This window comes from Cyclobacterium sp. SYSU L10401 (assembly GCF_010993705.1).
GTDB lineage: Bacteria > Bacteroidota > Bacteroidia > Cytophagales > Cyclobacteriaceae > Cyclobacterium.
On the sequence record NZ_WOFO01000006.1, the window covers coordinates 156042 to 182689 of the forward strand.

18 protein-coding genes are annotated in these 26648 nt (G+C 45.7%); 9 read left to right on the forward strand and 9 right to left on the reverse strand.

Annotated elements, in window-relative coordinates; translation table 11 throughout:
- Positions 1-11: 11 nt before the first annotated feature.
- From GL182_RS15255 to GL182_RS15275, 5 genes are all read right to left on the reverse strand, one after another.
- Positions 12-1697 carry a sodium:solute symporter family protein gene (locus GL182_RS15255; RefSeq protein WP_163380639.1) on the reverse strand — a complete coding sequence of 562 codons (1686 nt, stop codon included), beginning with the start codon at positions 1695-1697 and terminating at the stop codon, positions 12-14.
- Between the two features lie 17 nt (positions 1698-1714).
- Positions 1715-1978 carry a DUF4212 domain-containing protein gene (locus GL182_RS15260; RefSeq protein ID WP_163380788.1) on the reverse strand — a complete coding sequence of 88 codons (264 nt, stop codon included), beginning with the start codon at positions 1976-1978 and terminating at the stop codon, positions 1715-1717.
- Positions 1979-2130: 152 nt separating this feature from the next.
- Positions 2131-2652, reverse strand: a complete 522-nt coding sequence (locus tag GL182_RS15265; protein ID WP_163380640.1) for an AAA family ATPase — start codon at positions 2650-2652, stop codon at positions 2131-2133.
- On the reverse strand, positions 2645-3268 hold the full coding sequence (gene pnuC / locus GL182_RS15270) for a nicotinamide riboside transporter PnuC (protein WP_163380641.1): 624 nt from the start codon (positions 3266-3268) through the stop codon (positions 2645-2647). Before pnuC ends, GL182_RS15265 begins: the two co-directional genes overlap by 8 nt.
- 154 nt (positions 3269-3422) lie before the next feature.
- Entirely contained in the window at positions 3423-5165 is a 1743-nt protein-coding gene (locus tag GL182_RS15275) for a GMC family oxidoreductase (protein WP_163380642.1), read from the reverse strand.
- Positions 5166-5540: 375 nt separating this feature from the next.
- On the opposite strand from GL182_RS15275, the gene GL182_RS15280 reads away from it, so the two are divergent.
- The 9 genes from GL182_RS15280 (at position 5541) to GL182_RS15320 (ending at position 19736) form a co-directional block, all read left to right on the forward strand.
- Positions 5541-7256, forward strand: coding sequence for an IlvD/Edd family dehydratase (locus GL182_RS15280; RefSeq protein WP_163380643.1), 1716 nt, complete (start codon positions 5541-5543; stop codon positions 7254-7256).
- A 50-nt stretch (positions 7257-7306) separates the two neighbouring features.
- Positions 7307-8086, forward strand: a complete 780-nt coding sequence (locus GL182_RS15285; RefSeq protein WP_163380644.1) for an SDR family NAD(P)-dependent oxidoreductase — start codon at positions 7307-7309, stop codon at positions 8084-8086.
- Positions 8087-8314: 228 nt separating this feature from the next.
- Complete coding sequence (locus GL182_RS15290) at positions 8315-10423, forward strand: bifunctional aldolase/short-chain dehydrogenase (RefSeq protein ID WP_163380645.1); 2109 nt, start codon at positions 8315-8317, stop codon at positions 10421-10423.
- 9 nt (positions 10424-10432) lie between these two features.
- A complete protein-coding gene (locus GL182_RS15295) occupies positions 10433-11716 on the forward strand; it encodes a TIM barrel protein (protein WP_163380646.1) in 1284 nt (427 codons plus the stop codon).
- A 33-nt stretch (positions 11717-11749) separates the two neighbouring features.
- The gene (locus tag GL182_RS15300; protein ID WP_163380647.1) at positions 11750-13081 is read left to right on the forward strand and encodes an FGGY-family carbohydrate kinase; all 1332 of its coding nucleotides are present in this window, start codon (positions 11750-11752) and stop codon (positions 13079-13081) included.
- A 21-nt stretch (positions 13082-13102) separates the two neighbouring features.
- Positions 13103-14026, forward strand: a complete 924-nt coding sequence (locus tag GL182_RS15305; RefSeq protein WP_163380648.1) for an alpha/beta hydrolase — start codon at positions 13103-13105, stop codon at positions 14024-14026.
- 4 nt (positions 14027-14030) lie between these two features.
- Positions 14031-15347 (forward strand): DUF4038 domain-containing protein, encoded by a 1317-nt coding sequence (locus tag GL182_RS15310; RefSeq protein ID WP_163380649.1) that lies wholly within the window; start codon positions 14031-14033, stop codon positions 15345-15347.
- Positions 15348-15630: 283 nt separating this feature from the next.
- Positions 15631-19005, forward strand: a complete 3375-nt coding sequence (ileS, locus tag GL182_RS15315) for an isoleucine--tRNA ligase (RefSeq protein WP_163380650.1) — start codon at positions 15631-15633, stop codon at positions 19003-19005.
- 95 nt (positions 19006-19100) lie between these two features.
- Positions 19101-19736: a lipoprotein signal peptidase gene (locus tag GL182_RS15320; protein ID WP_163380651.1), complete on the forward strand. Its 636-nt coding sequence runs from the start codon at positions 19101-19103 to the stop codon at positions 19734-19736.
- Between the two features lie 147 nt (positions 19737-19883).
- Here the strand turns inward: GL182_RS15320 and GL182_RS15325 are convergent, their stop codons facing one another.
- From GL182_RS15325 to GL182_RS15340, 4 genes are all read right to left on the reverse strand, one after another.
- On the reverse strand, positions 19884-20222 hold the full coding sequence (locus GL182_RS15325) for a TraR/DksA family transcriptional regulator (RefSeq protein WP_163380652.1): 339 nt from the start codon (positions 20220-20222) through the stop codon (positions 19884-19886).
- A complete protein-coding gene (locus GL182_RS15330; protein ID WP_163380653.1) occupies positions 20219-21799 on the reverse strand; it encodes a SulP family inorganic anion transporter in 1581 nt (526 codons plus the stop codon). Before GL182_RS15330 ends, GL182_RS15325 begins: the two co-directional genes overlap by 4 nt.
- Positions 21800-21983: 184 nt before the next feature.
- Positions 21984-25364, reverse strand: a complete 3381-nt coding sequence (locus GL182_RS15335) for a PKD domain-containing protein (protein ID WP_163380654.1) — start codon at positions 25362-25364, stop codon at positions 21984-21986.
- 189 nt (positions 25365-25553) lie between these two features.
- The gene (locus tag GL182_RS15340; RefSeq protein WP_163380655.1) at positions 25554-26648 is read right to left on the reverse strand and encodes a P1 family peptidase; all 1095 of its coding nucleotides are present in this window, start codon (positions 26646-26648) and stop codon (positions 25554-25556) included.

A 26648-nucleotide genomic window follows, 5' to 3' on the forward strand; every position in this document is an offset into this window, starting at 1 on the left:
CAACACCTCTTTTAGTGATCTTGCGCTTTTCCAGCTCCCCTTGGAATCCGGATTTCCTGTATCATTTCCTGCACGTGTGCGGGAGGATCCGGTGTAAATTTGGAAACCACATAACACGCCACAAAATTGATCAGCATTCCCAGAGAACCAATGCCTTCCGGAGAAATCCCAAACCACCAGTTGTCCATGTTATTCGCTTCAGGATATACAAATTTAAAATAAATGATGTATCCCAGGGTAAATGTCAGGCCACAGATCATACCGGCTATGGCTCCCTCCTTATTCATTCTGGTCGAAAAGATGCCCATAATAATTACCGGAAAGAAAGATGCCGCAGCCAAACCAAAGGCAAAAGCGACTACCTCGGCTACAAAACCCGGGGGGTTGATGCCAAAATATCCCGCTATGACTACTGCCACCGCAGCTGCTGATCTGGCAATGATCAGTTCTGTTTTTTCGGTCATCTGTGGAACAAAGGTTCTGAAAAGGTCTCTTGACACCGAAGTAGAAATGACCAAAAGCAAGCCGGCAGCTGTAGACAGGGCAGCAGCCATTCCTCCTGCAGCCACCAGGCCGACCACCCAGTTGGGCAGCTCGGCTATCTCCGGGGCGGCAAGGACCATGATGTCTTTATCCACGGTAAGTTCGTTCATTTCCGGATCAGCCAGGTATTGGACCAGGCCATCGTTATTCAGATCTTCCACCACAATCAGGTTGGTTTTTTGCCAGTTTTCTACCCATTCCGGCAGGTCATCTACGGGCTGTCCTGCTACGGTATCTATGGCATTGTAAATCCCAAAAGCAGCAACCGCAGGGGCCGTGGTGTACAAAATGGCGATAAAGACCAAGGCATAGCCAGCCGAAAGCCGCGCATCTTTCACTCTGGGAACTGTAAAAAAACGAACAATTACATGGGGTAAACCTGCAGTCCCTACCATCAGTGCCAGGGTAATCGCAAAAATATCTGCTACCGACTTTCTACCCGAGGTATACTGATGAAATCCAAGATCTACCAGGATTCCGTCTAATTTATCCAAAAGGTACGTTCCATCCTGCACCGTACCTCCCAATCCCAATTGAGGGATAGGATTTCCGGTCAGCTGGATAGAAATGAATATGGCAGGAACCATAAAGGCAAAGATCAACACACAATACTGGGCCACCTGTGTATAGGTAATCCCTTTCATTCCCCCCAAAACGGCATAGAAAAATACGATGGTCATGCCTATCAGCACACCGGTCTCAATATCCACCTCCAGGTACCTGGAGAAAACTATTCCAACCCCTCGCATTTGTCCCGCTACATAGGTAAAGGAAATAAATAAGGCACAAAAAACGGCCACTACCCTGGCCTTGTTGCTGTAATACCGATCCCCCACAAAGTCAGGAACGGTAAATTTGCCGAACTTTCTCAGGTAAGGGGCCAATAACAAGGCCAGCAATACATAACCGCCCGTCCAGCCCATGAGGTAAACAGAACCATCATATCCTGAAAAAGCGATGATTCCGGCCATGGAAATAAAGGAGGCGGCGGACATCCAGTCTGCTGCTGTAGCCATTCCGTTGGCCAATGGAGAAACACCTCCTCCAGCTGTGTAAAATTCCTTGGTAGAGCTTGCTCTGGTATAAATGGCAATGCCTATATACAGGGCAAAGGAAAGGCCTACCAGAATGTAGGTCCAGGTTAAAATATCCATAATTGGGTCATAAGGGATTATTTTTCATTGACATCAAATGCTTCGTCCAGCTTGTTCATCTTGTAGACGTAAACAAAAATCAGGATCACAAAGGTAAATATGGAGCCTTGTTGCGCAAACCAGAATCCAAGTTTGTATCCACCGATCTTAATGGCATTTAAAGGCTCCGCCAGTAAAATACCAAATCCAAAGGAGACCAGAAACCAGATGGAGAGCAGGATCAGCACTGTCCTGATGTTTCGCTTCCAGTATTTTTTCATTTGCTGTTTGTGGTCTTCCATATGAGGGTCCGTTTGCTTCATGGTTACTTATAAATGTTGAAAATATTTAAAATTTCCGAAAAATTCAGCCCGTTTGCCGTATGCTTTCCAAATTATAACAGTTTCGGTGAAAGAACAAGATAAATGGCCTGGCAAATACCGCGATTCGGGTTTTAATCTTTTTTTCTTGCCTCTATGGCCGCAACGCCTGCCCGGAATCGTTCTTTCGGACTACCGGAAATTTTAACCCAAGGTACTCCAGAAGATTCCAAAACCTGTTCGTATAACTGCATAAAATAGGTCCGCATATCCGGATCCGGATGTTCCCTTAGAGGATCATCCTGCCAGGGGATATCTATGTCTGTAAGCAAGTACAGGTCGTATTTTCGGTTTTGGATCTGTTGGGTTATCCAGGGATGGGTACGGCCGTATTTGTGCTCACTCCAGATCTTGATTACCCGCAGATCCGTATCGCAAAATAAAATTTCTTTCGCTTGTTTGGCCCGCTCATCCTCGCTTTCAATTTGTCCCCTGGCCATTTCCAGTAAATCATCAAAACGATATTTGCGGTCCAATTGGAGCAGATATTCTCTGGCAAATTCCGGCACCCAGGGCTCCGAATAGTAAGCAGCCAGGGCCTGTGTCAGGGTGCTTTTTCCAGTAGATTCGGGCCCTATGATTACAATTTTATCCATTATTGGCTGCATAAATTTTGGCCATTCTGATCCAGGCGACCAATCCCAATACTGCCAAAACCGTGAAAACCAGAAATTGAAAGGAGGTTAACAAAAGGCCTTTGTAAAGGTAAAGCGGGACGGATACCAGGTCTGTGATGATCCAGGCAATCCAGTTTTCCACCTTTTTTTTGGCCATCAGCCACATGCCCACAAAAGCTGTAGCCGTAGTGAAGGAATCCCAATAGGGTACATCACTGTCGGTAAAGTTATGAAGTACAACATACAAGGCAACATAGGAAACCAGCAATAGCAACAGGGCATTCACCATCCCCCTGGTGCCCAGCCAGGTAATAGGAACATTGGCTTTTCCGGGTTTGGGATGCGTCCAGACATACCAACCGAAGATCGACATGACAAAATAATACCCGTTGATGCCCATATCGGCATAGAGTCTGACCTGAAAACAGATCCATACATAAATCAGGGTGCTGATGATGCCCGTAGGGAAAACCAGAATGTTTTCCTTCATCGAATAAAATACAGAAGCCAGGCCAAAAAAGACGGCCACGGCTTCCAGCCAGCTCATTTCCTGTATACCTGCTTGCAGGCCTTCAATAATGTATTGCCAATCCACGGCGTGAATTTGAATTAAATCCCTTAGATAAAAAAATCAGAACGCCCCCGGAACCCCAACTTTGGGGTTTTCCCAACCCCGAAGGTCTTTCCCAGAGTGTTCACGAAATAGCCGTCGGGGACTCAAAGACCCCAAAGGTTAAAGATTAATCCATTTACCCAATATTCTTCTTTTTCAATTGATCCACAATGTATTCTGAAGTCCGGATTGAAAGGGCCATAATGGTCCAGGTAGGATTTTTATCAGCCTGGGAAACAAATGAAGCAGCGTCCACTACAAAAAGGTTTTTACATTCATGTGCCTGTGAATACTTGTTCAAAACCGATGTTTTAGGGTCATCTCCCATCCTGGCTGTACCCACCTCATGAATGATTCTGCCAGGAGCAGCCAGTCCATATTGGTTCTCTGCACCGGGTTTGGTACCCATCACCTGTGCCCCCATGGCATCAAAAATTTCTTCAAAGGTATCCTGCATGTGCCTGGCCTGCTTCACCTCATGTTCTGTCCAGTTGTAATGAAAGCGCAAAACAGGAATGCCGTATTTGTCCACGGTATTGGGATCTATTTCGCAGTAGTTGTCATATTGGGGCACACTTTCCCCTCTTCCTGCAATTCCTACTGTAGCACCATACACACTTCGGATATCTCTTTTCAATCCGGCTCCATATCCTCCATTAGGACTGGCATTGCCAAATTCGTCCCTGATGTACTTCCTCATGGAATCCATTCCAAAACCAAAGCCATAATTGGGCATGCGCATGCCTCCGCCAAATTCCAGGTGGTATCCTCTGGGGAAATCCAGCTTTTTGTTGTCCAACCACCAGGGTGTATACACGTGCATAGAGCCTACCCCATCCTCGTTGTACTTATCCCTTCCAATAAACTCAGGCATCAGGGCCGAGCGGCTGGCTCCTGTAGAGTCATGCAGGTAGCGACCCAGGGTGCCACTGCTGTTGGAGATCCCATTGGGGTGCTGCGGTGAGCTGGAGTTCATCATGATCCGGGCACTTTCACAAGCAGAAGCACCCAAGACCACCACCCTGGCCTTTAATTTGTATTCCTGCATATCCACCTTGCTGACGTAGGATATTCCTGTGGCTTCCCCCTTTTCATTGGTGGTCACCTTCCGCACCATGGCATAGGTATACAGGTCCACATTTCCCTTTTTCATGGCAGGTTTTACCAGTACGGTGCCCGCGGAAAAATCTGCATATACCTGGCAGGCCCGGTTACACTGGGCACAGAAAAAACAGGTACCCCTTTCATTGTTTACGGGCCGGGTCAAAACAGAAATTCTGGAAGGGATAACGGGAAGATTGATCTTTTTTCCACCTTTCATAAAAGCCAGTTCATGCAACCTGGGTTTGGGTGGGGGAAGAAAGTATCCGTCAGGCTCATTGGCTATACCTTCCCTGGTGCCGAAAACGCCAACTATTTTATCCACCCTGTCATAATAGGGCTTTACATCCTCATAACCTATGGGCCAGTTATCTCCCAATCCATCAATGTTTTTTCTTTTGAAATCATCAGGTCCAAACCGCAGAGAAATCCGGCCCCAGTGATTGGTCCTTCCCCCTACCATTCGGGAACGGAACCAGTCGAATTGAGTACCGTCTTTTCGGGTATAGGGCTCCCCTTCAATTTCCCATCCACCATAGGCAGCATCAAAATCTCCAAAAGCCCTTACCGTATTGGCTCCCCTCCTGGGGGATTCCCATGGCCAGCGCAATTGGGTCCGGTACTCTTCGAGGGCAGGATCAAAATCACTTCCTGCTTCTACTACCGCCACACTCAGGCCGGATTCTGAAAGGATTTTGCTGGCCATACCGCCTCCTGCACCTGAACCCACAATGATTACATCATAGGTGTCCATGGATGATTGAATTTCAAAACTCATTGTTATTTATTTTTAATTGACAGCCCAAAATAGAAGATATTCGGTAATTTTTCACCATGCCCTATGCCTCCTTTTTTTTGGAACAGGTATTTTATCAAAAGCCAACCGAATATTCATTTATCACATCTATCTTTCACGTTAAATCAACCTGCATTTTCCAGACTTATGTGCTATTTTCCAATGATTATTTTTATTTCCTGTTTCAAAAATAAATGTCACATGAGTTTAAATCACAATCCCATTCACCGGAATGAGGATTTTACAGGTTTAAATTTTATTTTGACCAAACATTTACTAATCTTATACTTCCAAAATAACAAAAGTACTAGCCTTCAAGGAAAGTAACTTTTTAGATAGAAAAACACCTAGCATAAAATGAGTAAAAAGGAAAGAAGAAGTCAGGGCTGGTTTGGAAAAACCGGCAAAGACGGCCTGATTTACAGGTCATGGTTTAAAAAGCAGGGAATTCCAACCCATGAATTGGGTGGCAAGCCTATCATTGGTATTTGTAATACCTGGTCGGAGTTGACTCCCTGTAACTCCCATTTCAGGGAATTGGCTGAATTTGTGAAAAAAGGGGTATTGGAAGCAGGAGGCTATCCGGTGGAATTTCCTGTGATGTCTCTGGGGGAAACCGTCATGAAGCCCACTGCCATGCTTTACAGAAACCTGGCCAGCATGGACACCGAAGAATCCATCAGGGCCAATCCTTTGGATGGAGTGGTTTTGCTTTGTGGCTGTGATAAAACCACCCCTTCCCTTGTCATGGGTGCCAGTAGTGTGAACCTGCCTACCATCGTGGTTTCTGGTGGCCCCATGCTCACCGGAAGATACAGGGGAGCTGAAGTAAGTACCAGTGATATCTGGCGATTCAGCGAAGCCTCCAGGCAAGGAAAAATGACTCAGGAAGACCTCTACGTGGCCGAATCGGCCCTTTGCCGAAGTGACGGCCACTGCGGGGTAATGGGAACAGCCTCCACCATGGCCTGTATGGTTGAAGCCCTGGGACTTACATTACCCGGTAATGCGGCGATTCCTGCACCCGACACTGCAAGAAAAGTTCTTGCGCATATGTCGGGAATGGAAATTGTGAAAATGGTGGAAAATGACCTGAAGCTTTCTGATATCCTGACCCGGGAAGCCTTTGAAAATGCCATCATGGTGAATGCTGCGATTGGCGGTTCTACCAATTTTGTCATCCATTTGCTGGCCATAGCAGGCAGAATGGGGGTTCAGTTAAACCTGGAAGATTTTGATCGGTTCTCCTCAAAAATCCCTCTCCTGGCCAATTTGCAGCCCTCAGGCAAATATTTTATGGAGGATTTTTACTATGCCGGTGGTCTTCCACCTGTAATCCGTCAATTGAAAGATCACCTGCACAATGATGCCATCACCGTAACCGGACAAGGTATTGGTAAAAACAATGAAAGATTTGAAAATTTCAATGAGGAAGTAATCGCTGCCATTGATTCTCCTTTCAATCCCATTTCCGGCATAGTGGTCCTCAAGGGAAACCTCTGTGAAACCGGAGCCATTATCAAACCTTCGGCGGCTAGTCCGGAATTGATGAAGCATACAGGAAAGGCGGTGGTTTTTGAGGACATTGACGATTATAAAAATAAAATTGATGACCCTGAGCTGGATATAGATGAAAATTCTGTGATGATCCTCAAAAATGTGGGACCAAAAGGCTATCCCGGAATGCCCGAGGTGGGCAATATGGGATTACCTCCTAAAGTGTTGGAAAAGGGTATTCAGGACATGATCCGGATTTCGGATGGTAGGATGAGTGGTACTGGTTTTGGTACGGTGGTCCTGCACGCTACTCCGGAAGCTGCAGAAGGGGGAAATTTTGCCGTAGTACAAACCGGCGACCTGATCGCACTGGATGTAGAAGGTCGGAAACTAGACCTGCTGGTGTCGGACGAAGAGCTGACAAAAAGGAAGGCTGCCTGGCAAAAACCAGCATTGCCGGCCGAAAGGGGTTATGTAAGCCTGTATGTAAAACATGTAGAGCAAGCCAATCTGGGCGCAGACCTGGATTTTCTGAAGGGCAGTTCCGGAAGTGAAGTAACCAAGGACTCGCACTGATCCTAACCCCTAAAAGAGATTACCAACTGCTGTAAATCTTTCTAAACCAGATGGAAAAAGAAAATGACCCTGCTCCACAGGTTGCCCTGGTAACGGGAGCGGGAATGGGAATAGGCTTTGAAATATGCCGGCATTTTGCTGCGGAGGGCTTAAGGGTCATGCTAAATGACCTGGACCGGGATCTTACCCAAAACGCAGTGGATAAGATCAACTCGGAATTTCCCAGTAGCTGCTCAGGGCATGCAGGGGATGCATCAGATACCGGTTTTATTGAACAATTGGTGCAGCAAACGGTGAGACAATTTGGCCGCTTGGATATTGCGGTAGCCAATGCGGGGATTACCGTTTTTGGGGAATTTCTGACCTATAAAGAATCAGATTTTCATAAACTTCTTCAACTCAATTTGGTTGGCAGTTTCTTTTTGGCACAGCAGGCGGCGAAGCAGATGATGGCCCAGCAATCCGGAGGTAGCATCCTTTTCATGTCCTCTGTAACAGGCCACCAGGCCCATAAAAATCTCGCTGCCTATGGCATGAGCAAGGCTGCCCTGGAAATGCTCGCCAAAACGCTGGTTCTGGAACTATCTCCTTTTAAAATCAATGTCAATGCCGTGGCCCCCGGGGCCACAATGACAGAGAGGACGGCATCAGAAGATGGATATGAGCAAACATGGTCCAGGATTACCCCCATGGGGAGACCGGCATATCCCAGAGATATTGCAGCAGCAGTAGGGTTTTTGGTATCTCCCAGTGCCCGGCACATTACCGGCCAAAGCCTGGTGATTGACGGTGGCTGGACCGCTACCAGCCCCTCACCCTATAAAAAATAATGAGAATTCAGCATTTCCAGACTGAAATGAATGATTTCACTACCAAAGGCCACTAAAAACTGTTAATATTTCCGATTTGCATGATACTTGATCCTTTAAAGGTAAAAAAACCTGTGTTTTTGAAGGTAAAATCAATTTAAGTCAGCATAGAACAGGACAGTTGAAATTAAAAAATAAATTAAATTCGCTAAATAATAATTAGCATTCAAATCTATTCATATCTAAAATATGGCAATTACAAAAAACACTTTTAAGCACGTAGATTATTTGTGGGACGAAGAAAAAGCAAAAGCCCTGGGGGACGATCAGATCGCCCTGCTGCTTTACAGGTCCAATATATTGGGTGCAGACTTAAGAATAACCAACTACGGCGGTGGAAATACCAGCTGTAAAACCATTGAAAAAGATCCGTTGACCAAAAAGGATACAGAGGTCATGTGGATCAAGGGATCCGGTGGTGACATTGGAACCCTAAAAAGGAGTGGGCTTGCCGGTCTGTACATGGACCAGTTGCTTTCTCTTAAAAATGTCTACAGGGGACTGGAATTTGAAGATGAAATGGTAGCCCTTTTTAACCATTGCATTTATGATCTGGATTCAAAGGCGCCTTCCATCGACACACCCCTTCATGCAGTTTTACCCTTCAAGCACATCGACCACCTTCATCCCGACGCAGCCATTGCGATTGCCGCCTCCAAAGACGGTGAAAAAATCACACAGGAATTGTTTGATGGACAAATCGCCTGGGTTCCCTGGCAGCGGCCCGGTTTTGACCTGGCACTTAAATTAGAAGAGGCCCTCAATGAAAATCCCGGTATCCGCGGTATCATGCTGGGAGGCCACGGTCTTTTCACCTGGGGAGAAACCTCTTACGAATGCTATATCAATAGTCTGGAAGTAATTGACATGGCTTCTCAATACCTGGAAGAAAATTATGGTAAAAAGCGACCTGTTTTCGGTGGCCAGAAAGTAACTTCCCTACCTGCCAATCAAAGAAAAGAACAAGCTTCCAAAATTGCCCCACACCTGAGGGGACTAGCTTCCAGTTATAACCGGATGGTAGGACATTTTTCGGATGATGACCGGGTTTTGGAATTTATCAATAGCAATGATTTGGAAAAATTGGCTCCATTGGGAACCAGCTGTCCGGATCACTTTTTGCGCACAAAAATAAGACCCCTGGTTTTGGAAATTCCTGCGGATAAGGATTTGGAGGACATGACCGAAGTCAAAGCATACCTCGAAAAGGAATTTGAAGACTACCGTCAGTATTACACCAAATACTACGAGGACCACAAACGGCCCAATAGCCCTGCTATGAGGGATTCCAATCCGGTAGTCATTCTATGGCCGGGAGTGGGGATGTTTTCCTATGCAAAAAACAAGCAGACTGCCAGAGTTGCCAGCGAATTTTATACCAATGCCATCAATGTGATGAAAGGTGCCGAGGCGATTTCATCCTATGTATCCTTACCTCTTCAGGAGGCTTTTGATATTGAGTATTGGTTATTGGAAGAAGCTAAGCTTCAACGCATGCCCAAAGAACAGCCCCTTTCCAGAAAAGTCGCTTTTGTAACCGGCGGAGCGGGAGGCATTGGTAAGGCCATTGCTGACAAACTTGCAGCAGAAGGTGCCTGTGTATTTATTACTGACATCAATCAGGACAGGCTGGATGAAGCTGTAGGCACCTACAACAAAGATACCGGTTCGGGTGCCGTAATGGATGTCACCAGGCTGGAAGACATTGACCAGGCTTTGAAAGCTGCATCCCTCAAATTTGGAGGGGTAGATATCATTGTCAACTGTGCAGGGCTGGCCATTTCCAAACCTATCGAACAAACCTCCGAAAAGGATTGGGATACGCTTCAGAATGTCCTGGTAAAAGGCCAGTTTGCTGTTTCCAAAGCAGCTGTCTCCATTCTCAGGGCACAAAACAAAGGCGGAGACATCATCAATATTGCCAGTAAGAATGCCCTGGTGTCTGGTCCGAACAATGTGGGCTATGGTACAGCCAAAGCGGCTCAGGTACACATGAGCAGATTGCTCGCAGCCGAACTTGGTCCGGATAAGATCAGGGTAAATGTGGTGAACCCGGATGCCGTGATCGAAGGCAGTAAAATATGGGAAGGTGAATGGGCCAAAGGTCGTGCTAAAGCCTACGGCATTTCTGTGGAAGAACTTCCTGCCTTTTACGCCAAGCGAACCATTATGAATGAGATCATCGGTGTAGACGATATCGCCAATGGAGTTTTTGCTTTTGTTGGCGGCCATCTCAGCAAAAGTACCGGCAATATTTTAAACGTAGACGGCGGCGTAGCTGCAGCTTTCGTAAGATAACCGATTTCCATGCGAATTGATAAAAATCAACTACATAGTCTCAATGATAAAGCTCTCCCGGACCACCGGGAGAGTTTTGAGTATATAAGCCGCCGGCTGAATAACAAAGGCCTGGATGCCCAAAAAATAATCCAAAAAATTCAGGCCTTTCAGATCGCTATACCCAGTTGGGCGCTGGGAACGGGGGGCACCCGTTTTGGACGATTCCCAGGTGGGGGAGAGCCCCGGTCACTGGAAGAAAAAATAGATGATGTCGGTATCCTTCATGCTTTAAATGCAGGTTCTGGGGCCATTTCCCTGCACATTCCCTGGGATATCCCCGAAAACGTAGATCAGATAAAAGCCCATGCGGCTTCCCATAACCTGCTTTTCGATGCCGTAAATTCCAATACCTTCCAGGATCAAGCGGAACAAGAGAATTCTTATAAGTTCGGCTCCCTTTGCCATACCGACGCCAAAGTGAGAAAATTGGCTGTGGAGCATAATTTAGAAGTTATCCGACATGGAGAAGCCCTGGGTTCCAAATCACTTACCGTTTGGTTGGCAGATGGCTCGTCTTTCCCCGGGCAGATGAATTTTAGAAAAGCCTTACAACGCACCCTGGATTCACTCAGGGAAATTTATGCGGGTATGCCGGAAGATTGGAAAATGTTCATTGAGTACAAGCCCTACGAACCCTATTTTTACCATACCGTCATCCAGGATTGGGGTACTTCCCACCTGCTGGCTTCCCAGCTGGGAGAGCGGGCCTTTACCCTGGTAGACCTTGGACACCACCTGCCCAATACCAATATCGAGCAAATCGTCGCTACCCTGATGATGCAGGGTAAATTGGGAGGCTTTCACTTCAACGATTCCAAATTTGGAGATGATGACCTGACTGTAGGGGCGATGAAACCTTACCAACTCTTTTTGATCTTCAATGAATTGGTAGAAGGAATGGAAGACAAGGAGTCTAACAATCCCTATCCTGCCTGGATGATCGATGCCAGCCACAACCTGAAAGATCCAATGGAGGACTTGCTTCAATCTATAGAAGCCATACAATTGGCCTATGCCCAGGCCTTATTGGTAGACAGGCAGGCTTTGGAGCATGCCCGGGAGTCCAATGATCCTGTCTTGGCGCAGGAAATGCTTCAGGAAGCTTTCAGAACGGACCTCAGGCCCCTCATAGCCGAAGCCAGGATGCAGGCAGGCGCTGCCCTGAATCCCATCGCTGCTTTCCGGCAACTGAGCATCAGAGAAAGCCTGATCCGGGAAAGGGGAAGAAAGAGCATGGCCACAGGCTTGTAAGTAAATCAATTCATCCAAACTAACACATAGAAAATGCCCATACCGGTAATTGCCATATTTGATATAGGAAAGACCAACAAGAAATTTTTTCTCTTTGATGAAAATTTAAAGGAAATCAAAGAAGAATACGTCAAGTTTCCTACCATCAAAGATGAAGATGGGGAGGAGTGTGATGACCTGGAAAAAATCACGGCCTGGGCGAAAGAAAAGGTGGAGAAATTGTGCCATGACCCTGAATACGAGATCAAAGCCTTGAATTTTTCCACTTATGGCGCTTCGTTCGTTTCCATCGATGAGAACGGAAAAGCCGTTACACCCATTTACAACTACCTGAAAGATTTCCCGGAAGACCTTCATCAGGAGTTTTATGCTACCTATCCGGAAGAAAGCATCAACCAAACCACGGCTTCCCCAACTTTGGGCATGCTCAATTCTGGCCTGCAGCTGTATTGGCTGAAAAAGAAAAAGCCGGAAATATTCCGAAAAATAAAGTATTCCCTGCATCTGCCCCAGTACATCTCTTATCTATTTACCGGTGAAGTGGTCACTGAGCCTACCTCCATAGGCTGTCACACCAAGTTATGGGATTTTCCCAGGGGAGATTACCATGAATGGGTGTATAAAGAAGGGATCCATGAAAAACTCCCCAAGCAAGTGCCCACCACCCACAGCTTTGAAAAAGTAATCTGTGGTAAAAAAGTACAGGTAGGCGTAGGGATCCACGACAGCTCTTCTGCCCTGGCATCCTATCTGATCAAAATAAAGGAACCCTTCCTGTTGATTTCCACAGGTACCTGGAGCATTACCCTGAACCCCTTCCCGCAAAGGGAACTCACTTTCGGGGAACTCCAAAACGATTGCCTCAATTTTCTGTCAATACACGGAAAAACAGTAAAGGCCAGTCGGTTCTTTTTGGGCTATGAACTGGACCATCAGCTCCATAAACTGAATACGCATTTTAAGGTGGAAGCGAAGTATTACAAGAATATTCAGCCAGATGAAAAGCTGGTTAATGAATTACTCTCCGAAGGAACAGCAGGCAGTTTTTTCCCGGAGACCATTGCAAGAACCCCTCTGGTAGCTGAAATTTTTCCTGAAAATAACTGGAACATTTCTTCCTTTAGGGATTTTGATACAGCCTACCACCATTTGGTGTTTGGCCTGGCCAGAATGCAGGTTGCTTCATTACTCCTGGCCAAAGGTGCTTCAGAAACCAAAAAGGTGTATATTGACGGGGGTTTTGTTCATAATAAAGTATTCATCCGCTTTCTGAATGGATTGTTGAAGGGGTATGATCTGGAATTTTCAGATTTCCCACTAGGCTCTGCCTACGGTGCAGCCCTTATGCTCAAAGCTTTTAATTAAAACCAATACTCCCGAATACCTATGCTTAAGTTTTACCTTTTTGCCTGCCTGACCATGATGAGCGGAATTTCCATTGCCCAAACGACACCCATCACACTGGATATCTATCCCGGAGAAGCACCCTTTCAAAAAACTACCGATGTGCAGGAAGTCGTTCAGGAAAACGATATCCTGGTAATCAGCAAGGTACAAAAACCCCAGGTCCAGGTATTTCTACCTGCCAAAAGGTCATCTACTGGTAAAGCAGTGATCATTTGCCCGGGAGGGGGATATGGTGTTTTGGCCTATGATTGGGAAGGACTGGACATAGCCAAATGGCTTAACAGTAAGGGAATAGCGGGAATTGTCCTGAAATATCGCCTCCCTTCTTCAGACACGCAAAGCAATCCCCATATTGTACCCATGGCGGACGGTCAAAGGGCCATCCGGCTGGTCAGGCACCATGCTGAAGAATGGGGCATAAATCCGGAACAAATTGGCATCATGGGTTTTTCTGCCGGCGGACACCTGGCATCCACCTTAGGAACCCATTTCGATGAGGGTAATCCCGGTGATGAAGACCCCATCGAACACCAATCAAGCCGACCCGATTTTATGATTTTAGGTTATCCCGTGATTTCCTTTACCGAACACATTACCCATATAGGATCCAGAAATAACCTTCTTGGACAAGAGCCGGACGAGAAATGGGTGGAATATTTCAGCAATGAAAAGCAGGTAAGAGCAGATTCGCCTCCTACTTTTATTTTTCATTCACAGGATGATACTGCAGTGCCTGTACAACACAGCCTGTTGTTTTATCAGGGACTATTGGAAAAGCAGGTGCCCGCCGAAATGCACCTTTATCCTACAGGAGCTCATGGATTTTCCCTGTCCATCAATAAAGCAGGGACACAAAAAGGCTGGATGGAAAGTTGTATAAATTGGCTGCAACATTTACCTTGAGTGAATGAAGCAACACCTGGAGGCACTCGGGATTAGTAAAAACGAACGCTATCTGGTCACATCAGGTGCTCAACCCTTTTTCTGGTTGGCAGACACCGCCTGGGAAATGCTGCACCGCTTAGACCTGGAAGACACCCTTCACTATTTCAAAAACCGAAAGGAAAAAGGTTTTACCCTTATTCAGACAGTTATCCTGGCTGAACTTGATGGCCTGCATTCCCCGAATGCTAGCGGTCAGGTCCCGCTGAAGAAACTAGATCCCAAACAACCCAATGAAGCTTATTTTAAGCATGTGGACCAGGTTGTTTCCCTGGCCGATGAAATGGGATTGTACCTGGGCCTGCTTCCCACCTGGGGAGACAAATTCAATAAAAAGTGGGGTATAGGACCGGAAATTTTTTCTCCGGAAAATGCCCGAAGTTACGGCCGTTTCCTGGGTCAAAGATATGGGCATTGGAACCATATCGTCTGGATTTTAGGAGGGGATCGGATACCGGAAAATGAGCATCAAAAGGAAATCATTGAGGAAATGGCAGCCGGAATAAGGGAGAAGGATCAGAACAGCTTGATGAGTTACCACCCCAATGGGGGTTACCTGGCCAGTGATATTTTTGGAGAGGCCTCCTGGCTGGACATAGACCTATTCCAATCGCGCCACCAAAAAGGATTCAGGGAATACCGCTTTACCCAAAAGGCCAGAAAAAGAAAACCGCTAAGACCGGTAATAGATGGGGAACCTGGGTACGAGAATATCCCCAACCTATTGAATAAATGGCATTTTCAACGGTTAAATCCCACGGATATACGCAGGTCTGCCTATTGGAACATGCTTTCCGGCGCTGCAGGCCACACTTATGGCTGCAATGAAATCTGGCAAATGTATGACGGATCGACAGATCCCAAATTCGGCGCACAATTTTCCTGGAAAGAAGCCATGGATCTTCCGGGATCAGGTCAAATGGGAATCATGAAATCCCTTTTTGAAAGCTTGCCCTGGCAGGAAATGGCACCTGATCCAAAAGTTTTGGCGGGAATAAACTGGAAGCTGCATCCACAAAAGCTGGCCATTGCTACGGCAGACAGGGATTGGCTGCTGGTCTATTGTCCAAAAGGGAAAAAGATTGGTCTTAAAGGAAAAATATTTCGCAAAACAAAAAGGAAGGCCTATTGGATAGACCCTGAAAACGGTCAGAAACAGGAAGTAAAGGGAACCTGCGGACCTGTTTTTCCTATACCGGATAAATCCAGGGACTGGCTTTTGCTGGTGCTTTCCCCTTCAAGTGTCGAAAAATGGCAATACCCCAGGTTGCCGGAAACTTGAATCTGATTCCTTACTCTCCCTGAAGCGTTGCTCCTTATTTGCGCCAGCTCCAGGGAATACTCGGCTAAAAATTCTCGGTTCCCAAGAAAACACAAGCCTTGACTTCCCCTATGGCTGCGTCTTTTTCCTCTTTATCTGGCTGCAATTGCTACCGGCCACAGTTTTTCTGAGATTGACATACATTAACCCTAGTTTTCTATTAACTTTACGCCTTCTTTTGAGGCAGCATCAACGGCCATAAAAGCAAAATTATAAGCTTAACAGAAAATATTTTCTAATTACAGTGAAGAAATATCAGGAGTTTAAACAGGTAGATTATCCCGGCATCGGAGAAGACATATTGGCTTTTTGGAAAAGCAACAAGATCTTTGAAAAATCTGTGGACAATAGAAAAGGGGCCCCAAGCTATACCTTCTATGAAGGCCCCCCTTCTGCCAATGGTACGCCGGGTATTCACCACGTGATGGCCCGTGCCATCAAAGATGTTTTTTGTCGGTATAAAACCCTGAAGGGATTCCATGTTAAAAGAAAAGGGGGCTGGGATACCCACGGTCTGCCGGTGGAATTACAGGTAGAAAAAGAACTGGGTATCACCAAGGAAGACATTGGTACCAAAATTACCGTAGCCGAATACAATCAGAAATGCCGCGAGACCGTCATGCGATACAAGCATGAATGGGATGAACTGACAGAAAAAATTGGCTATTGGGTAGACCTGGATGATCCCTATATCACTTTTGATGTAAACTACGTCGAAACTCTGTGGCACCTGTTGAAGCGCCTTTATGAGAAAGATTTGCTGTACAAGGGATACACCATTCAGCCCTACTCTCCGGCAGCAGGCACAGGACTCAGCTCGCACGAGCTCAATCAGCCAGGCTGCTACCGGGATGTGAAAGACACCTCTGTCACGGCACAGTTTAAGGTAAAGGGAGAACAGGACCTCTACATTCTTGCCTGGACCACCACCCCCTGGACATTGCCGTCCAATTCTGCTTTGGCCATAGGAGAAAAACTGGACTATGTAAAAGTCAAAACCTACAATCCCTACACCTTTCAGCCACAAACGGTGATTTTGGCGGAAGGAAGACTATCTGCCTACTTCCATCCAAAAGGAGCAGATCTGCCACTCGAAGATTACAAGGCAGGGGATAAAATCATCCCCTACCAGGTAGTGGAAACCCTCAAAGGAAGGGATTTGCTGGGCATGCCCTACGAACAACTATTCCCCATTAAAGCCCTGGCCCTTCCGGACCCCGCATTTACCGTTATCTCCGGTGATTATGTAACCACCGAAGATGGAACGGGGGTCGTCCACCTGGCCAAGGCTTTTGGTGCGGATGACTTCAGAACCCTGGAACAACAGGGCATTCCGGGTATTTTCCTTAAGGATGACAGTGGACAGGAAATCCCGGTAGTTGACAAAAAAGGTAAATTTCTGCCGGTAGTGGGCACATACTTGAAAGCCAAAATGGAAGAACATGGAATACATGCCCATAAGGTTTTCACCGAGGATGATTTTTTTGTCAAAAACTATAGCCTGGATGATGAGAGTCACAAGGATTTTAAAAGCACCGATGTGATCATTTCCATCATCTTGAAAAATGAAAACAAGGCCTTCAAGGTAGAAAAATATGAGCACAGTTATCCCCACTGTTGGCGTACCGATATGCCCATTTTGTACTATCCGCTGGAAAGCTGGTTTATCAAAACTACGGCCTATAAAGACCAACTGGTAGCCCAAAACAAAACCATAAACTGGATGCCGGCCTCAACCGGTACCGGTAGGTTTGGCAACTGGCTGGAAAACCTGGTGGATTGGAACCTCAGCCGCTCCAGGTTCTGGGGTACTCCTCTTCCGATTTGGAGAAACAAGGCAGCAACCGAAACCAAATGCATCGGTTCAGTGGCAGAATTACAGGCGGAAATCCAGCAGTCCATTGACAAGGGATTCATGAAGGAATCTCCCTTTAAGGATGGAAATGTGGACCTGCACCGGCCCTATGTGGACGAAATCATATTAGTTGGAGAAAATGGGGACAAACTGTTCCGCGAGCCGGATCTGATTGATGTTTGGTTTGACTCGGGGGCCATGCCCTATGCACAATGGCACTATCCCTTTGAAAACGAAGATTTGTTCAAAGCCAATTATCCGGCCGACTTTATTGCGGAAGGAGTAGACCAAACCCGGGGTTGGTTTTTCACCCTGCATACCCTGGCCGTGATGCTCTTTGACAGTGTGGCGTTTAAAAATGTAATCGCCAATGGGCTGGTACTGGATAAAAATGGCAACAAAATGTCTAAAAGGCTGGGCAATGCGGTAGATCCTTTCCAGAGTCTGAAAACCTTTGGTCCGGATGCCTTGCGCTGGTACATGCTCAGCAATGCCAACCCATGGGACAACCTGAAATTCAACGAGGAAGGAGTAACCGAGGTACAGCGAAGGTTCTTCGGTACCCTTCAAAATACCTATAACTTCTTCGCCCTGTATGCCAATCTGGATGATTTTGTGTACCTGGAAGAATCAAAAGTACCGGAAAAGGAAAGACCTGAACTGGACCAATGGATCCTATCTAAGCTTCAATCTCTCATCATAGAAAGCGAAAGGGCCTATGAGGCGTATGATGTGACCCCAGCTACCCGTGCGATCATGAATTTTACGGTAGACCAATTGTCCAATTGGTATGTCCGGCTGGCCAGAAAACGTTTTTGGAGAGGAGAAATGAATGCAGACAAAAAAGCAGCCTATGAAACGCTATTTGAGTGCCTGATCAGCATCTCCAGGATCATGGCGCCGGTAGCCCCTTTCTATGCAGATTGGATGTACCAAAACCTCACCGCCAGCCAGCCAAAGAAATTGGCATCCGTACATTTGACAGACTGGCAACAGGTAAATGAACCTTTGATCAATGAAGGCCTGGAAAACAGCATGCAGCTTGCTCAGGACATCTCTTCTTTGGTACATTCCCTGAGAAAAAAGGAAAAGCTGAAGGTACGACAACCCCTTCAGAAAATCCTAATCCCAATACTTAATCCCGAAACCCGGGGTTTTATCGAGCATGTGGAAGAACTTATCAAGTCAGAAGTGAATGTGAAATCCATCGACTATATCGATGATACCTCCGGAATATTGGTCAAAAGCGTTAAGCCTAATTTTGCCTTATTGGGTAAACGTTTTGGGCCAAGAATGAAATTGGTGAATCAGGCCATTCAGCAATGGGGGCAGGAGGAAATTGCCAGCATCGAAAAGGATGGACAAATAAAAATTGACCTGGGTGGTAATGCAGAAAGCTTAAGCTTAGAAGAGGTACTGATACAATCCCAGGATATTCCAGGATGGTCTGTGGCCAGTGATAATGGCATTACGGTAGCCCTGGATGTAAGCCTGACTGTTCCGCTTAAAGAAGAGGGAATTGCCAGAGATTTTGTCAACCGCATCCAAAACCTAAGAAAAGATCTTGGATTGGAAGTTCAGGATAAAATACAAATCAGCGTCATTCCGCAAAGTGAGGCGGTAGATTCCGCCCTGGAAAACTTTGCCGAATACATCAAAACAGAAACCCAGGCGTTGAAACTGACGTTGGATGATCAAATAACTAACCCTACCCTATTGGATATGGATGAGTTTGAGTTATCCGTAAAAGTAGAGAAAGTATAAACAAATGAAATCGAGCATGACGTACCCGTCACACACCGGGATGATTATAAACCATGCGAGATTCCAGGTGACCGCTAAAAGACAATTATAAACAAATGAAATATTGGAAATATTTTGGTATCACTTTAATCGTGATCCTGATTGATCAGGCAGTAAAAATGCTGGTGCACAACGGAATGGATTTCGGTACTGCAGGTCAAATTAAAGTGTTTGGAGACTGGTTCAAGCTTCACTATACCACCAATCCGGGAATGGCATTCGGGATGCAATTGGGTTCTGAATACGGAAAACTGATTCTCACCAGTTTCCGGCTGATAGCCATGTTTGGAATCGGCTTTTATCTGTTTATGCTGATCCGGAAAAAATCCCATCCGGGCTACCTGATCTCCATAGCCATGATCTTAGGCGGTGCCGTGGGCAACCTGATCGACAGTGTTTTTTATGGTGTTTGGTTAAAAAATGCTCCATTTGATGCGCCCAACCCCTGGTTTCATGGGCAAGTAATAGACATGTTTTATATTGACATTTGGGAGGGATTTGTTCCAAAATGGATTCCGCTTTTTGGCGGCAGCTATACGGCTTTATGGCCGATATTCAATATCGCTGATGCATCCATATTTATTGGGGTGGCCATCATCCTTATCTTTCAAAAACGTTTTTTCGAAGAAGAAAACAATAAGGACTCAGAGGACGAGGTGCAAAAGCAATTCATTGATGAAAAACAGGCTTAAGCTTAATTTTTGAAGCAAACTTAGCAATGAAATATTTGCTATAGCAGAAGAATTTCAAAGGAATTGCCCTCCTGCCTTGGTGAGTTGAGTTCTTACAGGCTGGCTTCCTATAAACTGTGAAACCCTATTTTCTACCGGCCATATACCCTAAGGGCGGGAAGCGCAATGAATACACAAGGTACTTTCTGGCATAAATAGCAAACGGTTGATATTGATCTCATTTCCGCATCTGCTGCATTTACCAAAATCAGGGCTACCTAATTTAGTCAGCCAGTTTTTCAGTGCTTTCAGCTTGGCTTCATTTTTCCTCAGCTGGGACTCGTTGATGGATTTATTGTTGATATAATCCATTCTACTGACCCTTCCTATGGCACTGTCCAATCCCTGTGGTTGGGTCATTTCTTTCAGGGTAATGTTTTCCCTGGTAAGTGTTGTTATTTTCTCCTGTATTACCGCTTTTATTTTTGCCTCTTCTGATGGATTCATAGTTTCTCCTTCCAAAAACTTTTGGTTTTGTTTGGTTCAATACCAATTAACTCCAACTTAATATTTTTGTATTCGGCAGTCTTTTTAAAATCCATAATAATCTCAAAGATATCCGGATGCATGAATTTTGTATCCCTGCCGTCAATTACCAGGTGGTGGTTTTCCGGAAGGTGATCCAAGAATAGCATGATATCGGCCTTGTTTAAAAAGGTCGTTTCCTGAGAAAGCCTGATAATGGTTTTTTCTTCTCCTTCGTGCTCCACCTTATCATGAAGATACGCATTTTTATAGTTATCCCTTAAAACAAAAAATATGGCTACGGTACCACCCACGATTATACCGGTAATCAGGTCCGAAAACATGACCACCAATATGGTAATGATAAAAGGTAAAAACTGCTTTTTTCCCTGTTCGAAAACGGATTTGTATACCGAGTAACTTGTAAGCTTGTAACCAACTACAAACAGCACTGCAGATAAGGATGCCAAAGGAATCATGTTGAGTAACTGTGGAATAAGGGCCACACAAACCAGCATGATGGTACCATGCGTAATGGTAGAGGTTTTGGTAAGGCCGCCTGCATTGACATTAGCAGACGTCCGGACGATTACGGCTGTCACCGGCAAACCACCCACCAATCCTGAAACTATATTGCCAAGCCCCTGGGCCTTCAGCTCTGTATTAGTGGATGTCCTCCTTTTGTAGGGATCCAGTTTATCTCCCGCCTCGGTACTCAACAAGGATTCCAGGCTGGCAATGAAAGCAATACTTAATGCGATGGTCACAATCTGAGGATTGCCAATTTGTGAAAAATCAGGAAAAGTAAAAAATCCGAAAAATTCACCTAAACTTCCTGCCTCCGGCAACTGAACCAAATGGTTTCCTGTCAGTGCCAATTCAGGAATAAAAGCGTGATAGGCCACATTTACACCAATACTTACCAGTACTGCCGCCAGCGCAGAGGGAAAAAACTGAAAAAAGGTATATTTTTTCATGACAGGCCTGTCCCAAAGCAGAATAATGGCCAATGATATCAGGGTAATAATGGTAGAACCCCAACCAATATTTCCCAATACGTAAATGATTTCAGTAAAAGTGTTTCTTCCATCATTTTGACTGAAAGACTCCATCCCTTCAAACACCTCATTGATACCCAGGGCATGGGGTATTTGCTTTAAAATCAACACCAGGCCAATGGAGGCCAGGATTCCCTTGATCATGGCATTCGGAAAAAAGTAAGCTACCGTACCGGCCTTCAGGTATCCCAATCCAATTTGAATGATTCCTGCCAACACAACCGCCAGGAGGACAGCCTCATAATTTCCCAGGGTTTGTATGGCCGTATAGATGACCAGGGCAACACTTGCTGCAGGGCCACTGACATTGATATTCGAGTTACTGAAAAAACCCACCACAATACCGCCTATTATTCCAGCTATGATGCCGGAAAATAAAGGCGCTCCGGAAGCCAGAGAAATACCCAAACAGAGGGGAAGGGCAATTAAAAACACCACCAATCCGGCAGATAAGTCTGTTTTAAAATGTTTTCTCTTGGATAATTTATCAGCTGGAGTCATAGGTTATGGTATAATGGATTTCCTTGAAAATAAAAGGTAATGGTTTACCGCAAAAGGATAGCTCTAAAGATCCGGAGGGACAAAAATGCTTAGGTTAATCGTTCGTTTTTTCTGGTAAATTAAGGTGCAAAAATAAATCTTTGCCGAACAAAAAGAAATTTTTTCGGAAAAAACAGTAAAAAATTTAACGAATCAGTATAAATGTTCCTGAAAGTTGCTGCTTGCTCCCGTCCGGAGCTGTATATTGAAGTTTGTAAACATAGGTTCCGGCCATGGCTTCCCTGCCCTGAACAGCCCCATCCCATCCAGAAGAATTCGCATCATCGGTATAGAAAATCACCTCTCCCCATTTATTAAATACCCAAAACTCCAGATCACCTATCTTTGCAAAAACCGGGAAATAGTGGGTATTGTTACCGTCAGCGGATCCGGGAGTAAAGGCATCCGGCATCCGGACCTGAAACTCCAGGATAGAAATTTCCCTGGTTTCCATGGCTGTGCATCCATTGGCATCTGTTACCTCCAAGGTCACCTGATAATTTCCCTGCCGGCTGTACCTGTGCGTTGGACTGGCTTCCACACTATTGCTCCCATCACCAAAGTCCCAGAGGTAAGTACTGATGTTTCCTAAAGATTGGGCTTCAAACCGGATTTCATCTGCAATAAAGAAGTCAGTACTGGAATCCGGACCAAAAAAATCAAAGGCCGCATCCAGAGCATAAGGCAATACCTGCACCTGCTGTTCTGACTCACATCCATTGTCATCCAATAGACTGACTGTGTAGGTCCCAGGCTCGGAGCTGACCATTTGCTTCCCATCATCTGTAACTTGTCCACTACTCCATGTTATACTTGTAGCTTCCACCCCGTCCGGTAGCTCTACAAAAAAAGTTGTTCTTAGGCCCGGCTCACCACAAATCACCTCAGATGCAGAAGCAATCGAAAATGTGGTAGGTGCAATGGGGTCTATGGTAAATTGTTCCTCCCTGCTACAACCAAATTGATCAGAGATTACCACGGAGTAGTCTCCGGCACCCAAATCCTGAATGCCGGCCGTGGTTGCTCCATTGGACCAGAGATAATTGTACGCTCCGGGATCTCCATCAGGTATGATGGAAATGGCAGCAGCCTCCGCTTGCTGGCAAGAGGTTAAAGGGCTCACCGATGTGGTATATGATAAAGTAGGAGGGCCCTCAACCGTAAAAGAAATTTCCTGGGTACAGGCATTGGTATCGGTTGCCTTAATGATATAATTACCCGCTTGAAGGGCATCAAAGCCAAAATTCCTGTTGACCCGGAAATCATAGTCACCTATTGATTCCTCCGCCCCAGACTCACCGATCATTAGCAATTCCGCCTTTACCGGTACACTACCACCCCTGATTTCAAAATTGACAATTCCTCCATCTTCGGTTCCACAATCCAGGTTAAATACAGAACTTTCATCATCTACCTGGATTTCAAGTGGCTGGGGCTGTTCCAGGGTAACAGCAGCGGTGGCGGTACAGGACTGGCTATCTGTGATGGTGACAGTATAGGTCCCTGCCGGCAGACCTTCCAGGCTACTGGAAGTGGAATTACCAGGATCATCCCACTGGTAACTGTAGGGAGGAATACCTCCCTCTACCAGGGCAAGTACAGAACCGTCTGAAGCACCATGACAGGAAATATTGGATCCTTGAAAAGCTGAAGTGACCGTAGGTAGTGCTTCCATGTCCTGGTAGTTGATGGAAAATGGTCGAAAACATCTCCCATCACCTTCCAAAACCGCAACATAATCCTGCTTCTCATTTGTTTTGGGAAAGGGGTTACGCGCAGTATACTCCTTGGCAGCAGGATCGGGTGGAAAAGTATCGTAAAACCTAACTCCTGCTGGAAAATATCCTGCCATTTCCGAAAGCGGTATGTCCTCTCCGGGAACATTACACAGGTTAATTTCCAATACAGCATCATCCGTTGAACAAGCATTACCATCTGTCAACACCTCAAAAAGCATGGGTTCTGAATTGGGGTTTGAAGGACAGTCCTCATCAGCACTAAATTCCTGAATAACGGGAGTGGAAAATGGAATATTGTTTTCAGCGTTCTTTCCGGTTACCTCTCCAGACAGCGAAAAATCCGTTTCACATTGAAAGCCATCCGGCCCGGCACAATTATCCGGTGAAACCAAAGTATATTCCAGGTAACCTAGCAATTCTTCCGGATCATTTGAAACGGGAATAGCTCCAATTTCCCAGATGAGCGTACCACCAGGACCTATGGATGCATCAAAAAAGGCCTCTTGCGGATTTCCAGAATCATCCAGCCAATGGGTAGATACTTCAGAAAATTCAGCAAGCAAGGGCAGGGGAATTTCTACCCGGGCATCCTCAATAGGCTCCTGTCCCTTGTTTCGGACTTCCAAACGAAAAGTCAGGTCCTCATTGGCCGCTACCTGATGTACCTCTTCGTTCAATTCGCTGGCACTGATCAATTGATTCAGTGCTTCAAGTTTGGTTTGCCTGGCATTGATAGAAAAAGTAATGTTAAAAATAACATAGGTATCAATAACAGTAGCGTATTTTATCCTTGTTTTGGTTTGCCCATTTGCAATGATACCATTGTTTTCATTGGGAAGCTCAAAAACCGCCAAATCCATTCCGGTATTGTTTATCAGATCCGGGTTGCGTGGGTTACCTCCTGTAAAAATACTGGAATTGAAAAAATTAAAAGTGTCATTGCTTTCATGCTCCAGTCGGACAAATTCTCCTGTGTTTTCCCCTTTCTCAATTTCGACAAAATCTCCAGTACCCCCTCTTTCTCCCTCAGCACCCATCACACCCATTTTTACCTTTACATCCCCGGACTCCACGGCAGAAAAACCCTCCAGATTTAAGAAATAATCATCCTCCAAATAAGAGGCTACATAGGCATATCCATCAAAAACCACCACATCTCTGGCCTCCATTACCGGGTTTTCATAAATAACTACCAGTCCCCATCCCCCAAAAAACCCGATGGATCCCCCGGTTCCTTCTTCCAAAGCAATATCTGCCAACCAGTATTCTCCCTGACCTGCAGCTTTTACCAGATCGGTTACTTCCGCATAACCTACAAACAATCCATCTTGCTCCAGGTAGGATTCCGGAAACCAAATCTGTTCGTTCTGGGCGCTAATGGTCGTATACTCAGATTGACCGGGTACTTTAAACGAGACAGATTGCTTATCATAGCTCTTTGTAACACCTGATTTGGCTACTTCAAACTGACTCTCCTCCGACGATCTTCCAGTCCAATACAAGCCTGCATAAACCACCTGGGTGCAAGAGGGGTCGGCACCGTTTTCATCGGAAAAAACCAGACTAGCTGAGGAAGAGTTGAGGGTTTGGGGGTCATCATCTGCATCCACATAAACCATGGGGTAGTTATTTTGAAAATTGAGACTGTAATTTTCAAGCGTCAGGTTGGTATTGCCCAGAATGGCAAAATCCCCGTTGATATTATAAATATTGGTGCTGGGCCCCTTATCGCCTACCCGGGGTAAAAATGGCTGTACCAACTGTGCATGTAACTGTAAGACAGGCATCAACACCAACAAAAAAACAAACAGGCAGATTTGTTGGTAAAAATTTGTATAAGATCCCTGTGCAGCAATCACTTTGCCTATTCATTGACATTCCAAGAGTCAATTATACAAAGAATTATTGAATGAGAGGTAATGCACCTAAAAAAATAAAACTGAAACATAAAACTTCAGGAAATCCTGGTGAACCGATCAATCCCTGAAAAGCTGACTTACTTTCTCCTTAGGTAGAGCTTTAACTATCCTTCCATTTTTGCCTTTCATATCATCTGCGGCAAAGAGAGAGTTAATGATGGCTTCTTCAGTCGCTTCAATGGCAGCCAAAAATAAAGGCGTGACCTGATCATTACCCAATACGGCTATTTCTCCGGAAGTTATATGCTGCTCCTTGGTAGTACTGAAAGCCAGTACATAGTCTCCACTACCATTGGAGGCAATACCTCCTGTTCTTGCCAATCCCATCATCGCCCTTTTGGCGATACGTTCCAGGCTTCGGTGATCCAGCGGTGCATCCGTGGCTACCACCATCATACAAGAACCATCTGCAGATTCCAGTTGATTTTTAAAGCTATACTGCCCCAGGATTTTACCTACCGGCTGGCCGGCTATTTGTAAAACTCCTCCAAAATTACTTTGTACCAATACCCCCACCGTAAATCCTCCCAGGCTCTCGGGAAGTTTTCGGGAAGCAGTACCTATGCCTCCTTTGAAGCCAAAACATACAGTACCAGTACCGGCACCCACATTTCCTTCCTTAACAGGACCATCTTTTGCTTTCCTGATGGCTTCCACTACATGCTCAGGCTTCACATGCCTTCCCCTGATGTCATTTAAATACCCATCGTTTGTTTCTCCCACGACGGCATTTAGTGATCCCACATGCTCATTTCCTTTTAAAAACAACATGTAATCCAGTATGCCTTCCATACCTGCGGCCACACTCAGCGTATTGGTAAGAATAATGGGGGACTCCAGATTTCCCAATTCCTGAATCTGGGTGCTCCCAACCAGCTTACCAAAACCATTCCCTACAAATACTGCTGCCGGGATCTTTTGTTGAAAAAGGTTACCCTGATGGGGCAAAATGGCAGTAACCCCGGTACGGATATTTTCTCCCTCATTTAAGGTGACCTGACCAACGGCTACACCAGGTACATCTGTAATTGCGTTCCATTCTCCCGGAGCCAGCACACCCAAATTAATGCCCTGATCTCTTGCACTGTTCTGAGCCAAAAGCAGCTTGGGGACCATCCCAACCAGTAAAAAGAAGATTAATGTAATACGCAT